At 68.2% G+C, this 24,801-nt stretch carries 20 protein-coding genes; 5 read left to right on the plus strand and 15 right to left on the minus strand.

The features are described 5' to 3' along the window. Window position 1: 1 nt before the first annotated feature. Window positions 2-1,027, minus strand: a complete 1,026-nt coding sequence (locus QOZ81_RS16205) for an agmatine deiminase family protein (protein WP_291203819.1) — start codon at window positions 1,025-1,027, stop codon at window positions 2-4. 152 nt (window positions 1,028-1,179) lie between these two features. On the opposite strand from QOZ81_RS16205, the gene QOZ81_RS16210 reads away from it, so the two are divergent. Next, a complete protein-coding gene (locus QOZ81_RS16210) occupies window positions 1,180-3,087 on the plus strand; it encodes a CocE/NonD family hydrolase (RefSeq protein WP_291203816.1) in 1,908 nt (635 codons plus the stop codon). Window positions 3,088-3,714: 627 nt separating this feature from the next. On the opposite strand, the gene QOZ81_RS16215 is transcribed toward QOZ81_RS16210, so the two are convergent. The 9 genes from QOZ81_RS16215 to dnaK all read right to left on the minus strand — a co-directional run bounded on the left by QOZ81_RS16215 (window position 3,715) and on the right by dnaK (window position 15,070). Then, complete coding sequence (locus tag QOZ81_RS16215; RefSeq protein ID WP_291203812.1) at window positions 3,715-5,181, minus strand: kelch repeat-containing protein; 1,467 nt, start codon at window positions 5,179-5,181, stop codon at window positions 3,715-3,717. Window positions 5,182-5,716: 535 nt separating this feature from the next. Then, entirely contained in the window at window positions 5,717-6,781 is a 1,065-nt protein-coding gene (locus QOZ81_RS16220; RefSeq protein WP_291203810.1) for an SAM-dependent methyltransferase, read from the minus strand. Next, on the minus strand, window positions 6,778-7,185 hold the full coding sequence (locus QOZ81_RS16225) for a GxxExxY protein (protein WP_291203807.1): 408 nt from the start codon (window positions 7,183-7,185) through the stop codon (window positions 6,778-6,780). The genes QOZ81_RS16220 and QOZ81_RS16225 overlap by 4 nt, the downstream gene beginning before the upstream one ends. 95 nt (window positions 7,186-7,280) lie before the next feature. After that, on the minus strand, window positions 7,281-9,839 hold the full coding sequence (locus QOZ81_RS16230; protein WP_291203805.1) for an MMPL family transporter: 2,559 nt from the start codon (window positions 9,837-9,839) through the stop codon (window positions 7,281-7,283). Between the two features lie 3 nt (window positions 9,840-9,842). After that, the gene (locus QOZ81_RS16235; RefSeq protein WP_291203802.1) at window positions 9,843-10,730 is read right to left on the minus strand and encodes a hypothetical protein; all 888 of its coding nucleotides are present in this window, start codon (window positions 10,728-10,730) and stop codon (window positions 9,843-9,845) included. Further along, window positions 10,727-11,593 carry a sigma-70 family RNA polymerase sigma factor gene (locus QOZ81_RS16240; RefSeq protein ID WP_291203799.1) on the minus strand — a complete coding sequence of 289 codons (867 nt, stop codon included), beginning with the start codon at window positions 11,591-11,593 and terminating at the stop codon, window positions 10,727-10,729. Before QOZ81_RS16240 ends, QOZ81_RS16235 begins: the two co-directional genes overlap by 4 nt. Window positions 11,594-11,658: 65 nt before the next feature. After that, complete coding sequence (locus tag QOZ81_RS16245) at window positions 11,659-12,033, minus strand: MerR family transcriptional regulator (protein WP_291203796.1); 375 nt, start codon at window positions 12,031-12,033, stop codon at window positions 11,659-11,661. After that, complete coding sequence (locus QOZ81_RS16250) at window positions 12,026-13,093, minus strand: J domain-containing protein (protein ID WP_291203793.1); 1,068 nt, start codon at window positions 13,091-13,093, stop codon at window positions 12,026-12,028. The genes QOZ81_RS16245 and QOZ81_RS16250 overlap by 8 nt, the downstream gene beginning before the upstream one ends. A gap of 78 nt (window positions 13,094-13,171) precedes the next feature. Beyond that, on the minus strand, window positions 13,172-15,070 hold the full coding sequence (gene dnaK / locus QOZ81_RS16255) for a molecular chaperone DnaK (protein ID WP_291203790.1): 1,899 nt from the start codon (window positions 15,068-15,070) through the stop codon (window positions 13,172-13,174). A 126-nt stretch (window positions 15,071-15,196) separates the two neighbouring features. Between dnaK and QOZ81_RS16260 the strand changes: the two genes are divergently transcribed. Continuing rightward, entirely contained in the window at window positions 15,197-15,409 is a 213-nt protein-coding gene (locus QOZ81_RS16260) for a DNA gyrase inhibitor YacG (RefSeq protein WP_291203786.1), read from the plus strand. Here QOZ81_RS16260 and QOZ81_RS16265 read toward each other — a convergent pair whose 3' ends face one another. The 4 genes from QOZ81_RS16265 to QOZ81_RS16280 all read right to left on the minus strand — a co-directional run bounded on the left by QOZ81_RS16265 (window position 15,410) and on the right by QOZ81_RS16280 (window position 20,745). Beyond that, the gene (locus tag QOZ81_RS16265) at window positions 15,410-16,378 is read right to left on the minus strand and encodes a hydroxymethylglutaryl-CoA lyase (RefSeq protein WP_291203783.1); all 969 of its coding nucleotides are present in this window, start codon (window positions 16,376-16,378) and stop codon (window positions 15,410-15,412) included. It lies immediately after the preceding gene. A gap of 11 nt (window positions 16,379-16,389) precedes the next feature. Further along, window positions 16,390-17,583 carry a CaiB/BaiF CoA transferase family protein gene (locus QOZ81_RS16270; RefSeq protein ID WP_291203780.1) on the minus strand — a complete coding sequence of 398 codons (1,194 nt, stop codon included), beginning with the start codon at window positions 17,581-17,583 and terminating at the stop codon, window positions 16,390-16,392. A gap of 66 nt (window positions 17,584-17,649) precedes the next feature. Further along, window positions 17,650-19,434 (minus strand): anion permease, encoded by a 1,785-nt coding sequence (locus QOZ81_RS16275; RefSeq protein WP_291203777.1) that lies wholly within the window; start codon window positions 19,432-19,434, stop codon window positions 17,650-17,652. A gap of 21 nt (window positions 19,435-19,455) precedes the next feature. Further along, the gene (locus QOZ81_RS16280; protein WP_291203774.1) at window positions 19,456-20,745 is read right to left on the minus strand and encodes a porin; all 1,290 of its coding nucleotides are present in this window, start codon (window positions 20,743-20,745) and stop codon (window positions 19,456-19,458) included. Window positions 20,746-20,969: 224 nt separating this feature from the next. On the opposite strand from QOZ81_RS16280, the gene QOZ81_RS16285 reads away from it, so the two are divergent. The 3 genes from QOZ81_RS16285 to QOZ81_RS16295 are packed head-to-tail and all read left to right on the plus strand — an operon-like array spanning window position 20,970 to window position 24,051. Further along, window positions 20,970-21,968: an ABC transporter substrate-binding protein gene (locus tag QOZ81_RS16285; protein ID WP_291203771.1), complete on the plus strand. Its 999-nt coding sequence runs from the start codon at window positions 20,970-20,972 to the stop codon at window positions 21,966-21,968. 24 nt (window positions 21,969-21,992) lie between these two features. Next, window positions 21,993-22,667, plus strand: a complete 675-nt coding sequence (locus QOZ81_RS16290; protein WP_291203768.1) for a response regulator — start codon at window positions 21,993-21,995, stop codon at window positions 22,665-22,667. Window position 22,668: 1 nt separating this feature from the next. After that, a complete protein-coding gene (locus QOZ81_RS16295; RefSeq protein WP_291203765.1) occupies window positions 22,669-24,051 on the plus strand; it encodes a sensor histidine kinase in 1,383 nt (460 codons plus the stop codon). Here QOZ81_RS16295 and QOZ81_RS16300 read toward each other — a convergent pair. Next, window positions 24,020-24,796 (minus strand): methyltransferase domain-containing protein, encoded by a 777-nt coding sequence (locus tag QOZ81_RS16300; protein WP_291203762.1) that lies wholly within the window; start codon window positions 24,794-24,796, stop codon window positions 24,020-24,022. The genes QOZ81_RS16295 and QOZ81_RS16300 overlap by 32 nt on opposite strands. Between the last annotated feature and the right edge of the window lie 5 nt (window positions 24,797-24,801).

The raw sequence follows: 24,801 nt of genomic DNA on the forward strand, positions 1-24,801 counted from the left end.
TTCACAGAACCTCCGGCTGCTGCTGGGTGATGCAGTGGAAGGCGCCGCCCCCGCTGAGGATGGCCCGGGCGGAGCGGCCCACGGTGCGTCGGCCGGGGAGAAGGCGGGCGATGGCCGCCACCGCCTCGGCATCGAAGGGCGTGCCGTAGGTGGGGACGATGACGGCGGCGTTGCCGATGTAGAAGTTCACGAAGCTGGCGGGCATGGGCTCGCCGTCTTCGTCCTCCAGCAGGCCCGGCGAGGGGATGCGCACCACCTGCAGGCGGCGGCCCCGGGCATCGGTCATCGCCGCCAGGTCCGCGGCCAGGCGGTCGAGGATGGCCGCGTTCGGATCGGCCGGATCGCGGGCCTCCATGCAGACCACCACGCCTGGGGCCACGAAGCGGGCCAGGGTGTCGATGTGGCCGTCGGTGTGGTCGTTGAGCAGGCCCTCGTCCAGCCAGAGCACCTTCTCGGCGCCCAGGCCTTCCCGCAGGGCGGCCTCGATCTGAACCTGGTTCATCTCGGGGTTGCGGTTGGGGTTGAGCAGGCACTGGCGGGTGGTGAGCACGGTGCCCTCGCCATCCACCTCCACGGAGCCGCCTTCAAGCACCCAGCCGTGGTCCAGGCGCGGCAGCCCGGTGATCCCCGCCACCCGGCCCGCCACCTGGTCGTCGCCCGGCAGCTCATATTTCCCGCCCCAGCCGTTGAAGCGGAAGCAGGCCGCATGGAGGGCCCGGGCGGCATCCTTCACGAAGATGGGCGCCGTGTCCCGCAGCCAGATGTCGCCCACGGGCACGCGGTGGAAGCGCACGTTGGCGAGCACCGGCGCCAGGGCCGCCCGGGCCTCGGCTTCGGCGGCGTCATCCTGCACCAGCAGCTCGATGGCTTCCCCGCCATCCTCGGCGATGGCCACGCAAAGGGCCGCGAACTCCGCCTGGGCCGGGGCCAGGTTCGACCGCCAGAGGTGGCCGTGGCTGGGCCAGGCCAGCCAGCAGGCGCTGTGGCGGTCCCACTCGGCGGGCTGATGGAGGATGGGGTGGGTCATGGCGGGTTGGATCCTGGCGGGAAGGTGGGCCCCGGTGGGCGCACCCCAGTTCAGCAAAAGCCGGCGGCCCCGTCGAGGAGAATGGCTGCCGGAACAGGAAGTCGCGGCGCCTCTGGATGCCGCTTAACATGAGGGTACCACCTGGAGCCCCCATGCCGTTTCCCCGTGCCCCGCGGGCCGCGCTGCTGCTTGCGACCGCGCTTCTGCTCGCCTCCCCGCGCCTGGAGGCCCACCCGGCCCAGGCCCAGGCCGCCGCCGAGCCCGTGCGCGCGCAGTACGCCAAGCGCGAGGTGCTGATCCCCATGCGGGACGGCCGCCAGCTGTTCACGGCCATCTACACCCCAAGGGACACCAGCCGCGCCTACCCGATCCTCATGCAGCGCACGCCCTACAGCGTGTGGCCCTACGGCGAGGAGGCCTTCCCCGAGCACCTGGGGCCCTCGCCCCGCTTCCAGGCCGAGGGCTTCATCTTCGTCTACCAGGACGTGCGGGGCCGCATGATGTCCGAGGGCGACTTCGTGAACATGCGGCCCCAGCGGGCCGCGAGCGGCGCCGCCGTGGACGAGAGCACCGACACCTACGACACCATCGCGTGGCTGCTCAAGCATGTGGACGGCCACAACGGCCGCGTGGGCCAGTGGGGCATCAGCTATCCCGGCTTCTACTCCGCCGTGGCGCTGCTTTCGGGACACCCGGCCCTGAAGGCCGTCTCACCCCAGGCCCCCATCGTGGACTGGTTCCAGGGCGACGACTTCCACCGCAACGGCGCCCTCTGGCTGCCCCACGCCTTCAACTTCATGACCTCCTTCGGGAAGCCCCGGCCGGCGCCCACCAAGGCCTGGCCCGCCACGCTCGACCACGGCACCTCGGACGGCTACGAATGGTTCCTGCGCCTGGGGCCCACGGCGGCCACGCGGCAGTACACGAAGGACGTCGCCTTCTGGAACGAGATGCTGGACCATCCCACCTACGATGCCTTCTGGCAGGCCCGCAACCTGCGGCCCCAGCTGAAGGGCGTGCAGCCCGCCGTGCTCACCGTGGGCGGCTGGTTCGACGCGGAGAATCTCTTCGGCGCCCTGCAGGTATTCAAGACCCTGGGCCGCCAGAGCCCCGCCACGGACAACCGCCTGGTCATGGGCCCCTGGTCCCACGGGGGCTGGGAGCGCAGCGCCGGGGACCACCTGGGTCCCGTGCAGTTCGGGGCTGCCACCTCCGAGTGGTTCCAGGCCGAGGTGCTGTTCCCCTTCTTCATGCACCACCTGAAGGACGCGAAGGCCCCGGAGCTCGCCAAGGTAACCGTGTTCGAGACCGGCGCCAACCGCTGGCACAAGCTCGAGGCCTGGCCGCCGACACAGGCCAAGGACGCGAAACTCTACCTTCAGCCCAACGGAAATCTTTCCCTCACGCCGCCCGCGCCAGCGGGCGGCGCCGACACCTTCATCTCCGATCCGTCGAAGCCCGTACCCTTCATAGAGCAGGTGGCCATCGGCATGCCCAAGGAGTACATGACCGCGGACCAGCGCTTCGCGGGGCGCCGCCCGGACGTGCTGGTGTACCAGACCGGGCCCCTGAAGGAGGACCTGACCCTGGCCGGCCCCCTGCGCCCCGAGCTCTTCGTGGCCACCACGGGCACCGATGCCGACTGGGTGGTGAAGCTCATCGATGTCTACCCCGACGACTTCAAGAACCCGGACTTCAAACCCAGCGGCTCACCCTGGGACCCCACGCCCAACCCCATGGGCGGCTACCAGCAGCTGGTGCGCGGCGAGGTCATGCGCGGCAAGTTCCGCGACAGCCTCGAACAGCCCGCGCCCTTCACCCCCGGCCAGCCCACCCGCGTGGCCTGGTCCATGAACGACATCTTCCACACCTTCAAGAAGGGTCACCGCGTCATGGTGCAGCTCCAGAGCACCTGGTTCCCCCTCATGGACCGCAACCCCCAGGCGTTCATGAACATCAACGAAGCAGTAGCCACCGACTACCGGTCGGCCACCCACACCGTGTTTCACGATGCGGCGAGGCCGAGCGGGATTGGGGTGGGGGTGTGGTCAGAAAAGTAAAGATGAACCATCGATAATCATCCATAAAAGAGCCTGGATTAGTCCGAACCGGTGCTGCCCACCGTGCCAGTTGAGATCCTCAGGGCATCCTCTTTCGGGTGGTTAGCACATGCTGAGAGCGTAGCCAAGGTATTCAGAGTCCGTTTCTGGTCTGATCCGGTGTCGTTTAGGCACGGGGGCGACATGCCAAAAGGATTACGAAAATGTTGAGGTAAGTTAGGGGTAAATAGTCCCATGAAATTTTGAGGACTCAGGGCGCACCAGGAACAGGATCCCCTGTCACCGGTAACGAACCGACCCATGCTCCAGGTAGATAAATGGCATCAGACGAAGGAAAGCAAGTTCTCACATACGCCTGGTGAGTTCTGAGAAGCCGCTGTCCCCCTCGCGGTAGGGCAGGGGTGTGCCGGCCGACCCAGGAGGTGGTGTACATCGCCCTTTACACAGACGTGTGCTACAAGGCCAAGCCCGTCATCGACACATTCGCCTACTGTGACGGCGACCTGCTGGTCACCTGGGTCCCGGGAAACTGGTGCTGGCGGGCATTCCCCTGGATGCGGTGGCGTTGGCCCACTTCTGGGTGTGGCTTTATGCGGGTTTTGGGTTGAGCGCCCTGCAGGGGCTGGCTCAGTTATAGACGGCGGCCATGCTCGCGAAGTTGGAGTCACGGCCCACAACCAGAACTCTTCCGTCAAGGAGCAGCGTATGGGTCAGGTACTCGTCGTAGAAGAGGGACCGACCGCTTCGAGAGAAGGTCTCGGTGGCCGGGTCAAACAAGGCGTCCTGTAGTCCGGTCAGGTCGTTGCACCCTATTGGCAGCAGCACCTTACCCCCGATCAAGCAGGTGATGTTGGTTATGATCGCCGAACCGCCCAGGGGGTTGGGCAATTTGCGGAAGGCACCAGTCACCGGGTCGTACAGTTCGATGGATCTCAAGGCGCCGAAGCTTTGGTAGCCCACCTTGGTCCAACCGGAGTAGACGAGCAACTGTCCGTTCTCCAGCAGTGTGGTGGTGTGGTACTCCCGGCCGTCTGCCATATCCGGACCCGCGGTCCATTGACCGGTAGCGGGATCATACAGCTCCGTGCTGGCCAAGGGGAACGCGTAGCCGTCCACGTCTGGCGTGGGGCGAAGGCCACCTGTGACCAAGACCTTGCCGTTTCCCAAAAGGTTGGCCGCGTGATTCTCCCTACCGGTGGCCATAGGCTGCGCCAGGGTGGATTGAAAGGTCGCCGGGTCATACAGTTCGCAGCTGGCGACGATGCTGTTATTGGAGTCGAAGCCTCCCGCGATGAGGATCTTCCCATTCGGCAGAAGGGTGGCCGTGAACCCCCACCTGCCCACCAGCAGACTGCCAGCTGGGCTGATCGTCCCGGTGTCCGGGTCGTACAGTTCGCAGGTGGGTGTCTTCGCATAGCCCGTGGTGGTGCCACTCAACAGCAGCACCTTGCCCGAGTCGAGCAGGACGGCCGCATGAGTCCACCGGGGGGTGAGCAGAGTGGGGCCTGGCGTGAGCAAGCCCGTGGCAGGATCGAACAGGTTGGTTGCTTTTTCTGTGCCGGTGAGGTACCCACCTGCCAGCAGAACCTTGCCGGAGGCAAGTCGAGTAGCCGTATGCCCCATCAGCGCTGTAGTCGAGGCAGTGAGGGGGGTCATCACGCCCTGATAGGTTTTGGTCAAGGTCACCTGCACGGGATTGGAAAGGACACTTCCACCCTCGTTGGAGACCCTCACCCGGAAGGCCGCTAGGTGATCCCGCACGGTGGTGGCAAAGGTATGGGTCAGGCCCGTGGCGCCGGCTAAGTCATGCCAGCTGCCGCGCTCCTGGCGCTGCCATTGGAGCGTGGGCGTGGGCGAACCGCTCACCGCCACCGTCAGGGATGCAGTGGATGTGATGGGGACCGTCTGGGCCAGGGGTTGCGCGGTGATCTTCGGTGCCTCGACAGTCTTGGGGGTGCCACCGCCCCCACAGCACAAGAGGATGAGGACGGAAGCCCCGCCCAGGGCTTGCCGGAAGGCACGAATTCCATACATGGGAACCTCACGAGAGAGGAATTTGGCGGATTTGCCAGGGTTGCCGTCAAGTGTAAACATGCGATACAACTTATTCAATTCGCAAGTAGCCCAACGCTGGCCGCTAACGTTCGAGGCTCGCCCCGAAATGTCTAAAGAGCCTGGCGCTGCTCGCCTCGCACGGTTCCCCACCAATCGGCTGCAGGTCCCGGAGCCAGCGGCAGGAGGAGCCAAGTTATGCGTGGCCCCGGGCACTCGTGGCTCAGAGTCCGACTACGATCAGGATGGCTGGCGCGAAGCCAAACCGGTGGGGCTCCTAGGTGCTGGCCAAGCCCCAGACTGTGAGGTCGCTGGCATAGGGTTGAATTTCAGAGAGAGGGGGAATCCCCTATCGCTTGATTCAGGCTGGAGAGCCTGCTCCCTCCGAATCTTTCAAGGCTGAAGGCTAAGGCTTTCGATTACTTACCTTTTCGGGACTCGTGGATAGAGAATTCAAACGGCCCATTCGTATCTGACTTTCGATATGGCGCCTTGGGATTGCGGGATCTTGAAGATCAGCCCACCAAAATTGTTTCTTTTTCGATGTACATCAGTTTTTATCGGTGTTCATCGGTGGCTAGCATTCCACTTCTTTCCACCCCTCCAGCACCCTGAAGCGGCTGCCCATCATGCCGGGGAGGGTGAGCTGGAGGAGGTTCTCGGTGCGGGCTTTGCGGTCGGCTTCGGGGAGGGTCAGCCACTGGGCGCCCCACTGGTCCAGCGGCGCGTGGGTGCGGATCCACTTGCTCAACTCCACGTGGCCCAGGTCCGTGAAGCGGTGGCCTTCGAGCAGGTGGGCCAGGCGCGTGAAGTCCACGTCGGCGGTGAGGTCGGCTTCGCCCAGATCCTCGTGCCAGCGGCCATCCACGCCGTGGGCCTTGAAGCGGCGCAGGTCCGCGCCCTTGGCCAGCAGGCGGTCCGCGGACTCGCCGTAGTCCACGGCCAGGAAGAGCCCCGCCTCCAGCGGCGCCGCCAGGTCCCGCACCAGGGCCGGCAGGGCCTCGCACCAGACGCTGCCATCCCGGGGCTCCAGGCCATCGGTGTGGGTGGCGAACCAGGTGCCGGCTTCGCCGGGATCCGCCGCCTGCCACTGGGGGCCGCTGGTGGTCAGCACCTCGCGCGTCCAACACTTGCCGTCCCAGCGCCAGGGTTGGGCGGGCAGGGCGTCGAAGAGCTCGTTGCTGAAAACCGCCCCCACGAACGGCTCCGGCGCTTCGGACTCGGCGGCGAACCGCGCGCGGTTCGCCGCGAGGAAAGGAGCGAGGGCTTCTTCCGCCGCCGCTTTCGCCGCGGGGTTGTCGTCGCGGTGGACGTAGACCAGGGCCTCGGCAAAGGGGCCCGACACGGCGGTCAGCACATCGCGGCCCAGCCAGCCGCGCCCAGCCCCAGGCTCCAGCGCGATGAAGCGCGCGGGCCGGTCCAGACGCTCCCAGGCGGCCTCCAGGCGCAGGGCCAGGGTCTGGCCCAGCAGGGGGCCCAGGTCCAGGGCCGTGTAGTAGTCCTTGCCCGCGAAGCCCCAGGGGCCTTCCGCCCGCCGGTAGTAGCCGTGCTCCGGGTGGTAGAGGCCCAGGGCCATCACCTCGGCAGCAGGGACAGGACCTTCGGCGAGGTGGGCATCAATCAGGAATTGGAGGGGATTCATGCCGAAGGTTCCTTCGCAGCAGGGCGGGGCCAGGATGGGCTTGGATGGAGGCGGCGGATCTCCAGCCTGGGCGCGCCGAAATTCAGCAGGAGGCAGGTGGGCAGAAGGGAGGCCCGGAGATAGTTGAGGGACTGGGCCAAGTGGAAGTCCTCCAGCGCCCGCACGGCCTTGAGTTCGACGAGGACCTGGTCTTCCACCAGGAGGTCCACCGCAAAGTGGCCGATCGGAATGCCGTCGTACCAGACCGAGAGAGGCTGCTGCCGGACCACGCGCAGGCCAGCCCGCTCAAGCTCGATGACCAGGGCGTTCTCGTAGAGCTTTTCCAGGAAGCCGGGGCCGAGCCCCGTGCTCACCTTGAAGGCGCAGCCGAGGATCCGCTCTGTGATGACATCAAGATCGTCCAAGGATTACCTCAAAAGAGAATGGCCAGAGATGAACGGAGATAAACAGAGATAAAAGGCCCGCTTTATCTCCGTTCATCTCCGTCGATCTCCGGCCTTCATTTCCTCTCCCCGGCGTTCAACGGCCACTTCTCCAGCAGCACGGGCAGCAGCCACTGGGTGAGCAGCAGGGCCAGGGCCACGCCGCCCAGGCAGGCCAGGCCCAGGCCCCGCAGACCGCGATACCCGCTGAAGACCATGCCGCCGAAGCCCGCCAGGGTGGTGCCGGCGCAGACGGCGTTCACGCGGGCCACGCGCTGGGGGGCGTCGGCTTCGCCGCGGGCGCGGTGCAGCAGGTTGAAGGCCGTGTCCACGCTCACGCCCAGGGCGATGGGGATGGCCATGAGGGACAGGAAGGTAAGCGGTTCGCCGCCCCAGCCCAGGGCGCCGAACACGCCGGCCTGGCTGGCCAGCAGGGGCACCAGGGCATAGACCGCGAAACGCAGGTTGCGGCCGAAGTAGGCGATGACCGCGAAGATGCCCGCCAGGGCCAGCAGCACGGCCTGCTGCACGGCCTCCTTGGCGATGCCCTTCACCACGCGGAAGAGGGGCTGTGTGCCCACAAAACGGCCCCCGGCGGCCTCGACCTGGGGCGTGAGCCGGAGCAGGGAGGCCTCGTCCAGCCGGAGCGGCACCGTCAGGGAGGGATCCAGCGGCGCGGGCTTGCGGTTGCGGTGGAAGCCGTCCCAGAGGTTCCAGGGGTGGTGGTCCTCCTGCTGGGTGGCCCGGGGCAGCAGGGCCTGCAGGGCGCCCACGGGCTGCACCGGATCCGCCGCGGCCGAGGCCAGGGCCCGCAGCGGACCCTCGAGCCCCGCGGGGTCCAGGCCCGCCTTGGCGGCGGCCTCCAGCACCTGCCGGCGCCAGGTCTCGGAGCCCAGCGTGTGGCGCAGCTCCGGGTCGAGGCTCTTCCAGTCGGGCACCGGCAGCCCGGCCTCCCGGAGGATGGGGCTCAGCTTGTTCCAGCGCGCAGGCAGGCGGTCCGGATCCTCCAGGGGGATCTGGATGGCCAGGGGCTGGAGGCTGGCGCCCAGGGTGCGCGTCAGCCGCTCCTGCAGGTTGAGGGCCGGGTTGCCCTGGGCGCGGAAGCGGCGCAGGTCCTCCTCCCAGCGGGTGCGTGGGGCGCCCACGAGGGCCAGGAGCAGCACGGCCAGCGCCACCCAGGGGGCCCAGGCGCGGCGGCGAGCCGTGGGCAGCTCGGGACCCGGAGCGAAGGTGCCGGTGCCCCGGTCCAGCCAGAGCAGGAGCGGCGGCAGCACCAGGAAAGTGGCGGCCAGGCAGGCCAGCAGGCCGAGACCCGTGGTGAGGCCCAGGTCCCGGATGCCGGGGAAGGGGGCGAAGGCCAGGGCCAGGAAGGCCATGGCCGTGGCGAGGGCGCCGGCCACCACGCCCGGTCCCGTGCCGAGCAGGGCGGCGCGCAGGGCCCGGGGCTTGGCCTGGCCGGCGCGGCGCTCGTCCCGGTAGCGGCTGAAGAGCAGGATGCCCACGTCGTCGCCCACGCCCAGCAGCACCGCGCCGAAGCCCGCGGCCATGAGGTTCACCCGGCCCAGCACCCAGCCCGTGAGGCCCAGGGCCCAGGCCATGCCCACCAGGAGCGGCACCATGACGAAGCCATAGCCGGCCAGGGTGCGGAAGCCCAGCCAGTAGACCAGGCCGATGAGGACGAAGCTGAGGCCCAGGCTCAGCAGGACCTCCACCGTGAGGCGATGGGACTCCCAGGCCGTGATGGCGTGGGCCCCCGTGACCTGCAGGGGGAAGGCACGACCCGCGGCGGGGGCCAGGGCCGCCTCCAGCTGGCGGAGGCTGGCGGCGGCTGGCAGGGGTCCCGCGGCGCCACGGCCCAGCCAGGTCAGGGCGCGGAGGGTGGCCTTGGCATCCGTGGCGGGGAAGCCCGCCACCAGGGGCAGCAGCACCAGGCGGCCATCCTTGGTCTCGAAGTAGCCGGTCCGCACCCGCAGCGTGAAGGCCCGGCCCAGGGCCGTGGCCTTGGCCATGCCCTCGCCCTCCTGGGGGGCCAGGTCGCGCAGGCCCAGGGGATCGAGCCGGGCCAGCGCCGCGGGCAGCGGTTCCGGCGAGGCCAGGGCCCGGGCCGTGGTCTGCAGGCGCCGCTGCAGCGCGACGGGATCCTGCAGCGGCGCAAGGCGGTTCCCCAGCCAGGCGGGCGCCAGGGTGTAGAGGGTCTCCGTGGTGAGCCGGCTCACGGCGGCATCGCCCTCCGCGATGGCGCCCACGGCCAGCAGCGCGGGCCAGGGGCTCACGCCGCCGGGCCCCGGCACGGGGATGGGATCCGACAGCCGCCCTTCGGCGGCCAGGCCGTTCAGGGGCAGGTTCCCCTCGGTGAGCAGGCGGTCCACCAGGCCCTCGGCCCAGGCGCGACGGGCCTCCAGGTCGCTTTCGGTGCCCTCGGCCACCAGCCACAGCAGCTCCTGCTGGCCCACCCCCGCCTCGAGGTTGGCCCGCACGGCGGGATGCTCCGTGGGAAGGAGGCTCATGAGGTCCAGGGCCCGCTCCACCCGCAGCGTGCCCCAGCCCAGGACCAGCGTCAGGCCCACGATGAGGACCCACAGACCCCGCGACCGGGTGAGGTGCAGACGGAGCAGGCCGCGCAGCAGGGCTTTCATCGGCTAGGAGCGCTCGATGCGATCGATCCAGGGCCGCAGGGCAGGCACCATCTCCACCCGCTCGGCGCCCCGCAGGCGCTCGAAGAGGCTGCCGTCCTCCAGGCGCACCAGGGGGTGGTTCTCGCGGCGGTCCATGGCCTCGGGCGGATAGGCGGCGGTGAGCAGCGTGGGCAGCTCCTCGCTGTAGCGGTGGTCCAGCAGCTGGGCCAGGGCCGCGGCGATGCGGATGTCGGAGTCCATGCGGTCCCAGTCGTCCAGCACCAGGAGGGGCTGGTCCTGCAGGGGCTCGATGAGGTCGCGCACGCTCTGGAAGGCCTGGTTCTGGAAGCTGCGCACGTCGTAGTAGGCGTCCTTGATGGCCTGGCTCAGCGTGCGCACGGAGACGAAGGCGCCGCCCCGACCCGTGCGCTCGGTCCAGGCCCGCAGGGCCGCCGCGGCCAGGGTGCTGCGGCCACTCTGGGCGGGGCCGTGGATCCACCACAGCTCCCAGCCGTGGCGGAACTTGTGCTTGCCCGTGGTGGCCCACTGGTGGAGCCCCTCGGCCCCCGCGGGCCGGATGCCGTGCTCGGGGCGTTTGCGCAGAGCCGCCAGCAGCTTCACGAGCTCCTCGCGGCCCTCCAGCTCGCCGACTTCCTCCACGGGGCGGGCCAGCAGGTCCTCCAGGTCCGGCACCCGGTCCAGCAGGGCGCGCACGCCGCTGGCCTGGGCGTTGTTCCACCACTTCCAGAAGCGGGGGAACTCCGCCTCGCGGTAGCGGGCGGGCAGGCCCAGGGTCTCGGCATCCGGCGCCAGCTCCGCGGTGCAGCCGCAGACCAGCACCGGCTTCTGCGGATCCGGATCAAAGACCAGGCCCTTGCCCTGGCAGCGGGGGCAGTCGGGACGCCCCTTCATGGCCCATCCCCCCCGCGCAGGAAGCCGCCCAGCACCTCGCGGCGGCGCTCGCGGATGCGCGCGAAGGCCCGCTCCTCCAGCTGCCGCACGCGCTCGCGGGAGATGGGCGGGTCGAAGCGCTTGCCGATCTGTTCGAGGGTGAGGGGATCCTCCCCGCCGATGCCGAAGTGGAGCGTGATGATGGTGCGTTCCTTCTCGCTCAGCGAGGCCAAGCTGGCCTCGATCTGCTCGAGGAAGGCCTCCTGGTCCAGCGTGTGCATGGCGGAGGGCTCCACCTCCTGCTCCAGGCTGTCGCCCACGGTGAGGTCGGAGTCCCCGAGGCCCTGCTCGGTGGACACGGTGGAGGTGGTCTGCTGGAGCACCTGCAGCCGCTCCACCTCCTCGATGCTGAGGTTCGCCGCCTGGGCGATCTCCTGCAGCATGGGCGGACGGCCCAGGGACTGGCTGAGCTTCTGGGTCACGCGGTTGAGCTGCACCAGGTGGCCCGCCACCTTCTGGGGCAGGCGGATCTTGTTGCCGTGCTCGGCCAGGGCGTGGAAGATCGCCTGCCGCACCCACCACGACGCATAGGTGAGGAACTTGTTCAGGCGCTCGGGATCGAAGCGCTTGGCGGCTTCGATCAGCCCCAGATTGCCCTCACTGATGAGGTCCAGCAGGTCGAGGCCCATGCCCTCGAATTTGCGGGCCTCCTTGACCACGAAGCGCAGGTTGCCCTCCACCAGCTTGCGGAGTCCTTCGGGATTGCGGTCGTTCTGCCACAGACGCCCGTTGATCCGTTCCTCCTCTGCGGTGAGCAGGGGCAGGTGGCGGATCGAGTCGAAATACTTGTCGAGCGAGCGCTCTTCGAGATGCCGGAGGGGCACGATACTCCCAGGGGAAGGATCAGCATAGCAAGCGATCCCGGCCGCCGAGACATGTGCGAAAAATGTCAGCGCTTGCGCAATCCGTGGGGGGTCAGTTTCACCAGACCGGTGGCCGACGTGGGCCGGGGCACGTCCTTCAGGCCGGCCGCCTCCAGGGCGTGGGCCAGGCGCTCCAGGTCCTCCTGCAGCAGGTTCAGCCGATCCCGCATGCCCAGCACCACCTCCACGCCGGCCAGGTTCACGCCCAGGTCGCGGGTGAGGTTGAGAATGAACTCCAGGCGCTCCAGGTCCTCGTCGCTGTAGAGGCGGGTCTTGCCTTCGGTGCGGCTGGGCGTGAGCAGGCCCTCCCGCTCGTAGAGCCGCAGGGTCTGGGGGTGCACGCCGTAGCGCATGGACACCACGCCGATCATGTAGGCGCCCAGTCTCGGATCCTTAGCCATGATTCGCACCCCGCTGCTTGCGCACATCTTCGTCGTTCAGTTCCGCCAGCTCCCGCAGCAGCTCCTTGCTGCGCTCGTCCTGGATGGCGGGCGTCACCAGGGCCACCTCGGCGATGAGGTCACCCCGCTGGCTGCCCCGGGGGATGGGCATGCCCTGGCCCTTGAGCCGCAGCTTCGCGCCAGTTTGCGTCCCCGGCGGCACCTTGATGGTCTGCTGGCCCTCGGGCGTCGGGACGTCCACCTTGGCGCCCAGGGCCGCCTCCGTGAAGGAGATGGGCAGCTTCACGTAGAGGTTGGGGCCCTTGCGCTCGAAGCGCGCGTCCTGCTCCATGCTGATCTGCAGGAAGAGGTCGCCGGGCCCGCCGCCGCGGCGGCCCGCCTCGCCCTTGCCGGCGACGCGCAGCTTGGCGCCGTCCTCGACGCCAGCCGGGATGGCGATGGTGACGGTCTCCTGGCGGCCATGCCGGCCTGCGCCCCCGCAGTCGGGACAGGCCGGGGCCTTGGAGCCGCGGCCGCCGCAGTCGGGACAGGTGCGGCCGAAGGAGAGGAAGCCGGAGCCGCCACCCACCTTGCCCTTGCCCTGGCAGGTGCGGCACTGCTCCTGTTTGCGGCTGGATTCGCCCGTGCCGCGGCAGGTGAGACAGGGCTCCGAGCGGTTCACGCGCAGGTTGAGGCGGGTGCCCTCGAAGGCCTCGCGGAAGCCCAGGCGCACGGCGTGGATCAGGTCCTCGCCACGCTCGGGGCCATGCCGCATGGGTCGGCCCCCGAAGCCCGCGAAGATGTCCTCGAAGCCGAAGCCCGCACCCTGCTGGAAGCCCGGCGGGATCTGCGTTCCGGGTCCGCTGGGGTCGCCGTAGGTGTCGTAGTTCTTCCGCTTCTCGGCATCCGACAGCACGTCGTTGGCCTCGGACAGCTTCTTGAACTCGGCCTCGGCCTTGGCATCGCCCGGGTTCAGATCCGGGTGGTGCTTCCGCGCCAGCTTGCGGTACGCCTTCTTGATGTCCTCGTCGGAGGCGGATTTCGAAACGCCCAGGATCTTGTAGTAGTCGGGGTGGGCCATGGTCTTAGTCTAGGGCACTAAGATTTCGTTCGCGCAGAAAAATGGGGAGCCCGGAAGCTCCCCGATTTCCTGCGAAGCCTAACTGACGACTTCCGCGTCGATCACGTTGTCGTCGGCCTTCTTCTCGCCGCCGGGGTGGGCGCCGGGCGCGCCGGGAGTGGAGCCATCCTGGGGGGGCTCCTGCTTGTAGAGGCTCTCGGCCAGCTTGTGGCTCTTGGCGGTGAGGGCCTCCAGGGCCTTCTTGATGCGCTCCTTCTCCAGGCTGGCCAGGGCGGCCTTGGCCTCGACGATGGCCTCCTCGGCCTCCTTCTTGTCCGCCTCGGGCAGCTTGTCGCCGCTGTCCTTCAGGAGCTTCTCCACCTGGTAGACCATCTGGTCGAGGTGGTTCTTCTCCTCCAGCATCGACTTGCGGTCCTCGTCCTCGGCCTTGTGGGCCTCGGCGTCGCGCACCTTGGCTTCGATCTCCTCCTTGGAGAGGCCGGTGCTGCCCGTCAGCGTGATGCTGGCATCCTTGCCCGTGCCCTTGTCCTTGGCGGTGACGTGCACGATGCCGTTGGCGTCGATGTCGAAGACCACCTCGATCTGGGGCATGCCGCGGGGGGCGGGCGCGATGTTGCCCAGGTGGAACTGGCCCAGCAGCTTGTTGCCCTCGACCACGGGGCGCTCGCCCTGGAACACCTCGATGTCCACACCGGGCTGGTTGTCCACGGCGGTGGTGTAGACCTCGGAGCGCTTGGTGGGGATGGTGGTGTTGCGGGGGATGATGACGCTCATCTGGCCGCCGTTGGCGTTGATGCCCAAGCTGAGCGGCGTCACGTCCAGGAGCAGCACGCCCTTGACGTCACCGGCCAGCACGCCGGCCTGCACGGCGGCGCCCACGGCCACGACCTCATCAGGATTCACGCTGTGGTTGGGCTCCTTGCCGAAGATCTGCTTCACCATCTCCAGCACCTTGGGGATGCGGGTGGAGCCGCCCACCATCACCACCTCGTCGATCTCGTGGTGGGCCAGCTTGGCGTCCTTCACCGCGTTCTCGCAGGGCTGCTTCAGCTTCTGCAGCACGGGCTCGATCATCAGCTCGAACTTGGCGCGGCTGAGGGTCTGGTTGATGTGCTTGGGGCCGCTGGCATCCGCCGTGATGTAGGGCAGGCTGATGTCCGTCTGGGTGGTGCTGGACAGCTCGATCTTGGCCTTTTCCGCCGCTTCCTTCAGGCGCTGCATGGCGTCCGCCTGCTTGCGCAGATCGATGCCCTCGGTCTTCTGGAACTCGTCCGCCAGCCAGTCGATGATGGCCTGGTCGATGTTGTCGCCGCCCAGGTGGGTGTCGCCGTTGGTGGATTTCACTTCGACCACGCCCTCGGAGACTTCGAGGATGCTGATGTCGAAAGTGCCGCCGCCGAAGTCGAAGACCGCGATGGTGCCGTCCTTCTTCTTGTCCAGGCCGTAGGCCAGGGCCGCGGCCGTGGGCTCGTTGACGATGCGCTTGACCTCGAGACCCGCGATGGCGCCGGCATCCTTGGTGGCCTGGCGCTGGGCGTCATTGAAGTAGGCGGGCACGGTGATGACGGCTTCCGTGACCTTCTCGCCCAGGTAGGCCTCGGCGGCCTCCTTCATCTTGGTGATGACCGCCGCGCTGATCTCCTCGGGGCTGAGCTTCTTGCCCAGCACGTCGATGGCGCAGCCGCCCTTGTCGGCGCGCTCCACCGTGTAGGGCACCAGCTTCTGCTCGCGGTCCGAGTCGGCGAAGGGCAGGCCCATGAAGCGCTTGATGGAATAGATGGTGATCTTGGGCTGGGCCACCGCCTGACGCTTGGCGGAGGTGCCCACCAGCCGCTCGCTGGTCTTGGGGTTGAAGCCCACCACGGAGGGCGTGGTGTTCGCGCCCTCGGGGTTCGGGATCACCTTGGGGACGCCGCCTTCCATGACGGCCACGCAGCTGTTGGTGGTGCCGAGGTCAATGCCGATGATCTTGCCCATGTCGTTCCTCCTGGAGGCCAGTCGGGGCCTCGCCCAGACCGGTGCTTTTGAGGATAAGGGTTAGGGCAGGATTGTCAACATGATCTTCTAAAAATCACTCATATTTTCTTCTTGCTTGATGTCTTGATGGCTACGGATATGCTGAAGACCATGGCGCTTCGACCCTGCCCCACCTGCCGCACCCCCACTTCCTGGGAGGGGAACCCCTTCAAGCCCTTCTGCTCGGAGCGCTGCCAGACCCGCGACCTCGGCGCCTGGGCCAGCGAAAGCTACCGCGTGCCCGAGAAGCCCCAGGAGGAGGATGGCGAAGGCTGGACCGGCGAGGGCGAAGGCGGCTGATCAGGCCTGGGTCTGGGCCAGGGCCCGGGCCCGGATCTCCTCCAGGCTGGCCGGCACCGGATGCAGGTCCAGGCTCCGTCCGGCCCGCAGCACCTGACCTGGCACCTCGTGGCCCACCATGCCGGGCAGGGTGCGGGCGGCCATCAGCAGGCCCGCCAGGTCCACATCCAGGGCGAGGCCCATGGCCTGCAGCATGTGGACGAGGTCCTCGGTGCAGATGTTCCCCGTGGCGCCGGGCGCGTAGGGGCAGCCGCCCAGGCCGCCCAGGGAGGCGTCGAAGCGGTCGATGCCCGCGCCCAGGCCGGCCAGGGCATTGGCCAGGCCCATGCCCCGGGTGTTGTGCAGGTGCAGGGTGGCCCCGGCCCCGGGGAAGCGGGTCCGGAAGGCCCGGCAGAGGGAGGCCACTTGGCCCGGGTGGGCCATGCCGGTGGTATCGCAGAGGGTGATGCCGCCCACGCCCGCGGCCAGGAACCGCCCTGCGAGGCCCAGGACCACGTCCTCGGGCACCACGCCCTCCATGGGGCAGCCGAAGCTGGTGGAGAGGGAGACGTTCAGGGCCACGCCGGCGCCCTGGGCCAGGTCCACCACCTCCAGCAGCCGCGCCAGGGATTGCTCGCGGGTCATGCGGAGGTTCAGCAGGTTGTGGGTCTCGCTGGCGGACATCACCAGGTTCAGCTCATCGGTGCCCGCGGCGATGGCCCGCTCGGCCCCGCGCAGGTTCGGCACCAGGGCCGTGTAGACCACGCCCGGCTGGCGGCGGAGGCTGCGCATCACCTCGTCGGCGTCGGCCAGGGCCGGGATCGCCTTGGGCGAGGTGAAGGAGGTCACCTCGATCTTGGCCAGGCCGCAGAGGCTCAGGGTGTCGATGAGGGCGATCTTGTCGGCCGTGGGGATGAACCGGGCCTCGATCTGGAATCCGTCCCGGGTGCCGACTTCCTGGATGAACAGACGCTGTCCCGCACCGGTCATGGGATCCCTCCTCAAAGAACGCCCTTGGCGCGCAGCTCGGCAAAGGCGGCCTCGGAGACGCCGGCCCGCTTGAGCACCGCCTCCGTGTCCGCCCCCAGGGCCGGAGCGGGCCCCCCGACCCGCCCCGGCGTGAGACTCAGCTTGGGCACGATGCCCGGAACCTCGATGACCTGGCCATCGGGCAGGCGGGTCTCCAGGATCATGTCCCGCGCGCGGAAGTGGGGATCCTCCGAAATGTCCCGCGCGTTGTAGATGCGGCCCGAGGGCACCCGCGCCTCGTCCAGCGTGGCGAGCACCTCGTCCAGGGACCGCGTGGCGGACCAGGCGCCGATGGCCGCATCCAGCTCCTCGGCCCGGGCCGCGCGGCCCTCGTTGCTGGCCAGGCCCGGATCCTCGGCCAGGTCGCTCCGGCCGATGCGCACCATGAGGCGCTTGAAGATGCCGTCGCCATTGCCCGCGATGAGCGCGAAGCCGCCATCCGCGCAGCGGTAGGCGTTGGTGGGGGCGATGCCGGGCAGGGCGCTGCCCGAGGGCTCGCGCACCACGCCAAAGGCGCTGTACTCCGGCAGCAGGCTCTCCATCATGTTGAAGACCGCTTCGTAGAGCGCGATGTCGATGACCTGGCCCTCGCCGCCGTTCACCTCGCGGTGCCGGAGCGCCAGCAGCACGCCGATGACGCCGTGCAGGGCCGCCAGGGAATCGCCCATGGACACGCCCACCCGCACGGGCGTGCGGCCTGGCTCCGCCGTGAGATAGCGCAGGCCGCCCATGGCCTCACCGATGACGCCGAAGCCCGAGCGGTCGCGGTAGGGCCCCGTCTGCCCGTAGCCTGAGATGCGCAGCATGATCAGCCCGGGGTTGAGGGCGTGGAGCTCCTCCCAGCCCAGACCCCAGCCTTCGAGGGTGCCGGGGCGGAAGTTCTCGATGAGCACGTCCGTCTCTTTCACCAGGCCGCGGATGATCTCCTGGGCCTCGGGTCTGCGGAGGTCCAGGGCGACGGACTGCTTGTTGCGCGACTGGACCTGCCACCAGACGGAGGTGCCGTCCTTCAGCAGACGCCACTTGCGCAGGGGATCGCCCAGGCCCGGCGGCTCGATCTTGATGACCTCGGCGCCGAACTCGCCCAGGGTCTTCGCGGCGAAGGGGCCGGCGATGAGCTGACCCAGTTCCAGGACCCGGATGCCGCTGAGGGCGCTTGCTTGCATGCTGGCCTCGCCTTGCGGAAAGGGGGAGGCGCCCAAGGACGCCTCCCCGCTAGAGCATATGCAGGACTACCAGAGGTGGAGGAACTTCCACCAGGCGCCGCCGACCAGCACCCAGATGAGGATGTTGACGACGCTGACGATGAAGCCCAGTCGCCACCAGGTGCCGATGGGCACGTAGCCCATGCCGAACATGGCGGCAGCCGGTCCTGTCCCGTAGTGGGTCATGCTGGCATGCAGGTTGGAGAAGAAGCAGAGCACCAGGGCCGCCAGCATGGGCGGGGCTCCGAGGGCGATGGACACGCCCAGGAAGGCGGCATACATGGCGCCCGCATGGGCGGTCATGCTGGCGAAGAAGTAGTGGGCATAGAAGTAGGTCAGGGCGAGCACCAGGAAACCGAAGTGCCAGCTGTGGCCCGCCATGGCGGCGCCCATGACTTTGCTGAACCAGGGGATCATGCCGATCTTGTTGAGGAAGCCCGCCATCATGATGAGGGCCCCGGTCCAGATCAGCACGTCCCAGGCGTTGTGCTCTTCCAACACATCCTTCCAGTTGAGCACGCCCGTGAGCAGCAGCAGGCCCAGGCCCAGCAGGGCGGCGGTGGTGCCGTCGATGCCGAAGGACTTCTCGCCGATCACCCACAACACCAGGACGAAGGCGAAAACCGCCACCATCAGCCACTCGGCCATGGAGGGCTTGCCCATCTCCTTCAGCTTCGCCTTGGCCATCTCGACGGCTTCGGGCGTCTCGGTGATCTCCGGCTTGTAGAGCTTGTAGAGCAGGTAGGGGATCACCAGCAGGCCCACGAGGCCCGGCACGATGGCCGCCACGAACCAGCTGTTCCAGGTGATGGTGATGCCGAAGTCCGCCGCGAACTTCTGGGTCATGGGGTTCGCGGCCATGGCCGTGAGGAACATGGCGCTGATGATGATGTCGATGTTGAAGCAGGCCATGAACAGGTAGGCGCCGATCTTGCGGGCGGTGCCGTCCTCGGGGTTGCTGCCGTAGGCCCGGGCCAGGGAGCGCACGATCGGCATCATGATGCCGGCGGTGCGGGCTGTGTTGCTGGGCACCACTGGGCCGAGCACGAACTCGGTGGCGGCGAGACCGTAGGCCAGGCCCAGGGTCCGCTTGCCCAGCAGCTTCATGAAGAAATAGGCGATGCGGGTGCCGAGGCCGGTCTTGATGAAGCCCCGGGCGAACATGAAGGCCACGATGATGAGCCAGAGAGTCTTCTCGGCGAAGCCGCTGAGGCTGTCTGCCACCGGCAGGGTGCCGGTGATGGCCGTGAGCGCGACCCCGATGATGGCCACGGCGCCCATGGGCAGGGGCCGCAGGATGATGCCCAGGATGGTCGCCACGAAGATGGCGAAGAGGTGCAGGCCGCGGGTCCAGTCCTCCCGGCGTACCTTCTCGGATTCGGCCTTGGCCTTGGCATCCGCTTCGGCTTTCACCTTGGCCTCGGCGTCGGCCTTGACCTTGGCGGCAGCCTCCAGCTTGGCCTTGGCGGCCTCCTCGGCCTCCTTCTGCATCTGCTCCTTGGCGGACAGGGCGGGCTTCTTGGCGGCCTTGGGCTCGGCCTTGGCCTTGGCATCCACCTTGGCTTCAGGCTTGCTCTCAGGCTTCGCGGGCTTGGCTTCGGTCTTGGCGCCCTTGTCGCCGGGCTTGGCCTTGTCGGCCGGCTTGGCGGCGCCCTTGGCGCTGACACTGCCCGTGAAGAACTTCGCGTCGGGGACCTGGGTGACCTTCGGCAGGCCGAAATAAAGGAGACACCCTACGGCGAGGGTGACCAGCAGCTGGATGGGCTTCGCCCCTTGCCAGCCGTTGGATTTGTTGGAATCAGGAGTGGTCATGAAGGTATCCCGTCAAGGAGATCAGAGGGACATGCGCAGGCCGAGGCCCATTTCGGTCTGGGAATCCTTGGGCACGCCGGTGGACAGCTTAAAGGAGTCCGTCAGCTTCATGTAGGTGAAAACGCCATAGAACTCGATGCCCTTGCGCAGGTAGTTGCGGAAGGCGGCATAGGCGACGTTCTTGCCACCGTTGACGTAGGCGGCAGTGCCCGAGGTGTTGGGAAAGGCAAAAGCGTTGGGGATGGTGTAGACACCGGCGGCATTCAGGGCCAGGGCGGCGCTGTCCACCTTGATCACCTGGTAGCCCAGGAACCCGGCCCACTGGGGCGAGAACTGGTAGGAACCGGACACGGTGTAGGCGTTGTCGGTGCGGGTCGGCTTGCCAGGGTTCTGGTCGGAAGTGTAGTGGAAGTAGCCGGCGTTGATCTTCAGGGCCTTGGTCAGGTTGATGTTGCCGCCGATGGACATGGATGTCTGGCTGAAGGGCACGACGGTGGCGTTGGTGGCACCGGTGTTGTTGGTGGTGGTGTAGAAGGCGGACATGTGCCAGGTCGGGGCGTTGAAGCCCGTGGCGACCGAGGCGGTGGAGTTCTTGGTGTTGTTGCTGGACTCGTAGTTCAGGTTGTAGGAGGCGCCATAGCAGAACCCGTCGGCGGGGGCATACTTCCAGACGATGCCCTTGTCCTGGCGGGTCTGGGCGGGGCCGCCATTGACGGGACTGATGCTGACGCCGCCGGCGTAGTAGACCAGGGACTTGAAGTTGGAGTTGTTGGTCCAGCCACCCTCGTCGTAGTTCACTTCGGCGTGGTTGAAGGGATCGCAGTAGATCACCGCGAAATCGCGGGCCAGGGTGTTCTGGCGGCCGAAGGTCAGCTTGCCGAGCTTGCCGCTGATGCCGATCCAGGCATCGCGGTTGAACAGGACGTTGGCCTTGCCCTGCTCGCCGTCGAAGAGGAAGTATTCGCTCTCCAGCTTGTAGATGACGTTCAGCCCCTCGACGTTGGTCTTGATCGAGCCCTTGAGCCCCCAGCGGTTGCCGCTGAAGAAGGGTTCGCCCATGTCGATCTTCGACCGGCCATCCGCGGTGACATTGCTCTTGGAAAGCAGGGTCAGATCGATGAGGACGTAGGGGGTCAGGTACTCGGGGAAGGCCAGGCTGGAAACCGTATCGGCCTTGGCGGCGGCCTTCTTCTCCAGTTCGGCGATGCGGACGTTCTGCCTGGCGAGTTCCGCCTGCACGTCGGGGGACTGGGCCTGGAGGCACCCGGCCACCAGGAGGGCGGACAGGCTTGCGAGGGCTGAGGTCTTCATAACGCTCCTTGAGGGAGATGGGGGGATGGGTGGCCCGGGCGTGGCGGCTGGCCGGAGGGCCCGGGGAAAAGGAACGGACGAGTGGCAAGTGACAGTCCGGAATCTTGGGCGGCCAAGCTTTCAGCCACCTTTCAGCCCGAGCGGATGTGCTTTCCGTCACGCCGGGAACGCCGCGCGCCCCGGGTTCGACCATCCTTGGGGTTGGCCGCTCGACGGGAGGTCCCATGAGGCGCGCGTTCACGTCATCGATGCTCGCCTTGTTCCTGGTGACGGGAACGCTTCCGGCTTTCGCCGCCGAGCGCATCACGCTGATGGTGGGCGGCATCGACAAGGTCATCTACCTGCCGGTCAAGCTGGCCGAGCAGCTCGGCTACTTCACGGCGGAGGGGCTCGACGTCGAGCTGCGCAGCGAGTGGTCGGGGATCCACGGCGTGGACGTGCTGCTGGTGGGCTCGGTCCAGGGCGTGGTGGGCTTCTACGACCACACCATCTACATGCAGTCCAAGGGCAAGGCCGTGATCTCCGTGGTCCAGTTCGCCCAGGCGCCCGGCGAGGTCGAGCTCGTCTCCACCCGGATGAAGGGGCCCGTGCGCACCCTGGCCGACCTGAAGGACAGCACGCTGGGCGTGACGGGGCTCGGCTCCTCCACCCAGTTCCTGTCCCGCTACCTGGTGCTCTCCGCGGGCCTGAAGCTGAACCAGGTGGCCTTCGTGCCCGTGGGCACCGGGGACAGCTTCATCGACGCCATGACCAAGGGCGCCATCCAGGCGGGCATGACCACGGAGCCCACGGCCTCGCGGATGATCAACAGCGGCCAGGCCCGGGTGCTGGTGGACCTGCGCACCCCCGAGGACACGGCCAGGGCCCTGGGTGGACCCTACCCCGCGGCCTGCCTCTACATGCAGACGGCCTGGGTGGAGCGGCACAAACCCGAGGTGCAAAAACTCGTCAACGCCCTGGTGAAGGCCCTCCGCTACATCCAGACCCACACCGCCTCTGAAATCGCCGCCCAGGTGCCACCCTCCTTCTACGCCGGCGACAAGGCCACCTACGTGAAGGCCCTCGCCCGCAGCAAGCCCATCTTCATCCCCGATGGCCGCATGCCCGCCAACGGCCCGGCCCACGTCCTGAAGGTGCTCACCCGCACCGAGAAATCCGTCCAGGGGAAGACCATCGACCTGGGCAGCACCTATACCCTGGAATTCGTCAACGCCGTCAAGTGAACGCCAACCCGGAGCCCGCGCCCCATGAAGATCCTGCTCGTCGAGGACAACCGCGCCCTCTCGGAGTGGCTGGCGCGGACGCTCCAGGCCGACAAGTACACGGTGGAGTGCGCCTACGATGGCGGCGACGCGGATCAGCTGCTGCGCACCGAGACCTATGACCTGGTCATCCTCGACATTGCCCTGCCCGGCCTCGACGGACGCGACGTCCTGAAGCGCCTTCGGGGCCGCCACAACCCCGTGCCGGTGCTGATCCTCACGGCCTACGATGGCACCCGGGACCGGGTGGAGGGCCTGGACATCGGCGCCGACGACTACATGGCCAAGCCCTTCGAGGTGCATGAGCTGGAGGCCCGCATGCGGGCGCTCCTGCGCCGCGCCAACCAGCAGAAGAACCCCATCCTCACCTGCGGCTCCCTGGTCTATGACAGCAACTCCCGCGAGTTCTCCCTGGCGGGCTCGGGACTTGCCCTGACGCCCCGTGAGCATGCGGTCCTGGAGATGCTGATCATGAAATCCGGCAAGACCGTGAGCAAGAAGGCCCTGGCCGACAGCCTCTTCTCCTTCGACGAGGACGTGAATCCCGACGCCATCGAGATCTACGTCCACCGGGTGCGGAAGAAGCTGGAGGGCGGCGACGCGGTGATCGTGACCCTGCGGGGCCTCGGCTACCTCCTGAAGCCCCGCTATGAGCAGTAGGATGTTCTCCAGCCTCCGGGCCCGCCTGCTGCTGTGGCTGCTGGTCCCTCTCGGGGCCTCGGCCCTTTTGAACATCTGGTTCGCGCGGCGGGAAGCCCTGAACACCGCCACCGTGGTGCAGGACCGCCTGCTGCTGGGCTCGGCCCGCATCATCGCGCAGCAGATCCAGTACGAGGACGGCGTGCTGGAGGTCGCCATCCCGCCCGCCGCCCTGGAGCTGTTCCAGTCCACCGAACAGGACCGGGTCTTCTACCGCATCGCCTCGGCCCGGGGGGTCCTGCTGTCGGGTTACGCCGAGCTGCCGCCGCCGCCCAGCAGCCTGAAGCCCGAGGAGTCGCTCCACTTCAGCGCCGTGGTGCGCGATCAGCCCGTGCGCGTGGTGGCCTACGCCCAGCCCGTCTTCGCGGCCCCGGACGAGGGCCCCGTGGTGATCGAGGTCGCCCAGACCTACCAGGCCCACCGGCGCCTGGTCCGGCAGATCTGGGCCACCAGCCTCCGCCAGGAGGCCTGGATGTTGGCCCTGGTGGCCGTCCTCGCCTGGATTTCCCTGCGCCGGGGCCTCAAGGGCATCGTGCGCCTGGGCGACAAGGTCCGCGAGCGCACCCCGGGTTCCCTCGAACCCCTCGATCCAGGTCCCGTCCCCCACGAACTCCAGCCCCTGGTGGGCGCCATCAATGGCTACGTCCAGCGTCTCGACGCCCAGATGGCGGTGCGCAGCCGCTTCATCGCCAACGCCTCGCACCAGCTGCGCACGCCGTTCACGGTCCTGCAGACCCAGGTCAACTTCGGCCTGCGCAGCCCCGAGCCCGGCCAGAAGGACGAGGCCCTCAGGGCCATCTTCCAGGGCGTGAGAAGCGGCACCCGCCTGGTGAACCAGCTCCTGAGCCTATCCACGGCGGAAGCCGGAGTGCAGCATCCCCGCCCGCCGGTGCCCGTGAACCTGGTGGACCTGGTGCAGCGGGTGCTGGAGGAGCAGGCGGCCCTGGCCCAGGCCAAGGACATCGACCTGGGCCTCGACCTCCAGACGGACCGGGTGGAGATTCTGGCCTCCTCCTCCATGCTCCACGAGCTGGTGGCGAACCTGGTGGACAACGCCCTGCGCTACACCCCCGCGGGGGGCGTGGTCACCGTGGCCGTGCGGCGCATGGAGGAGCTGGTGATCCTGCGCGTGGAGGACAACGGGCCGGGCATCCCGCCGGAGGACCGGGCCCGCGTGTTCGAGCGCTTCTGCCGCCTCCATGACGACGACACGCCGGGCTGCGGCCTGGGCCTGTCCATCGTCCAGGAGGTGGCCCAGGCCCTGGGCGCCGAGGTCCAGCTCTCGGATCCGGCCGTGGGCACAGGCCTGGTGGTCACCCTGGTGTTTCCCGCTTCGCCACGATGAAGAGCCGCTGGAACCAGAACGGCGTCCGCCCCGTCCCGTCCATCGGATAGGCCTCGCGGAGGCGCTGCCGGTAGGCCTCCAGGAAGGCGCCCCGCTCCTCATCACGCAGGGCGTCCATCAGCGGGACGAGGAGGCTGCCCCGGGTCCAGGCCGCCACGGGATCCGGCCCCTCGAGGCGGTGGAGGTAGTCGGTCTGCCAGACGTCCAGGTGCGGGGCCCAGGGTTCGAGCCAGCGCACATAGGCCTCCGGCTCCGCCACGGGCTGCCTGCGGAGGAGGGGCCCGAGGCGCTCCCGCCAGGGACCGGCCTCCGCCACCTCGAAGGCTGCGAGGTGGGAGGGCCGCCCGTGGTTGCGGGGCATCTGGACCGCCAGGCAGCCGCCGGGCTTCAGGAAGGTCAGCAGGCGGGGGAACAGCGCGTCGTGCCCATCCAGCCAGTGCAGGGAGGCATTGGCGTAGATGAGGTCCACAGGGTGATCGGGCTGCCAATCCGCGAGATCCGCCAGGATCCACCGGGCCCCGGGAAGGGCCCCGGCCGCCTGCTGCAGCATCTCCGGGGAGCCGTCCACGCCGGTCAGGCGGGCCCCGGGCCAGCGGGTCTGCAGGATCCGCGCGACGTGGCCGGGCCCGCAGCCCAGGTCCACCACGGATTCCGGGGCCTCCAGCGGGACGCGCGCCAGCAGGTCCAGGGCGGGCCGCAGCCGCTCCGCATCGAAGCTCAGGTACTGGACGGGATCCCAGGGCATGGTCG

The organism is Geothrix sp., from assembly GCF_030219325.1.
Lineage (GTDB): Bacteria > Acidobacteriota > Holophagae > Holophagales > Holophagaceae > Geothrix.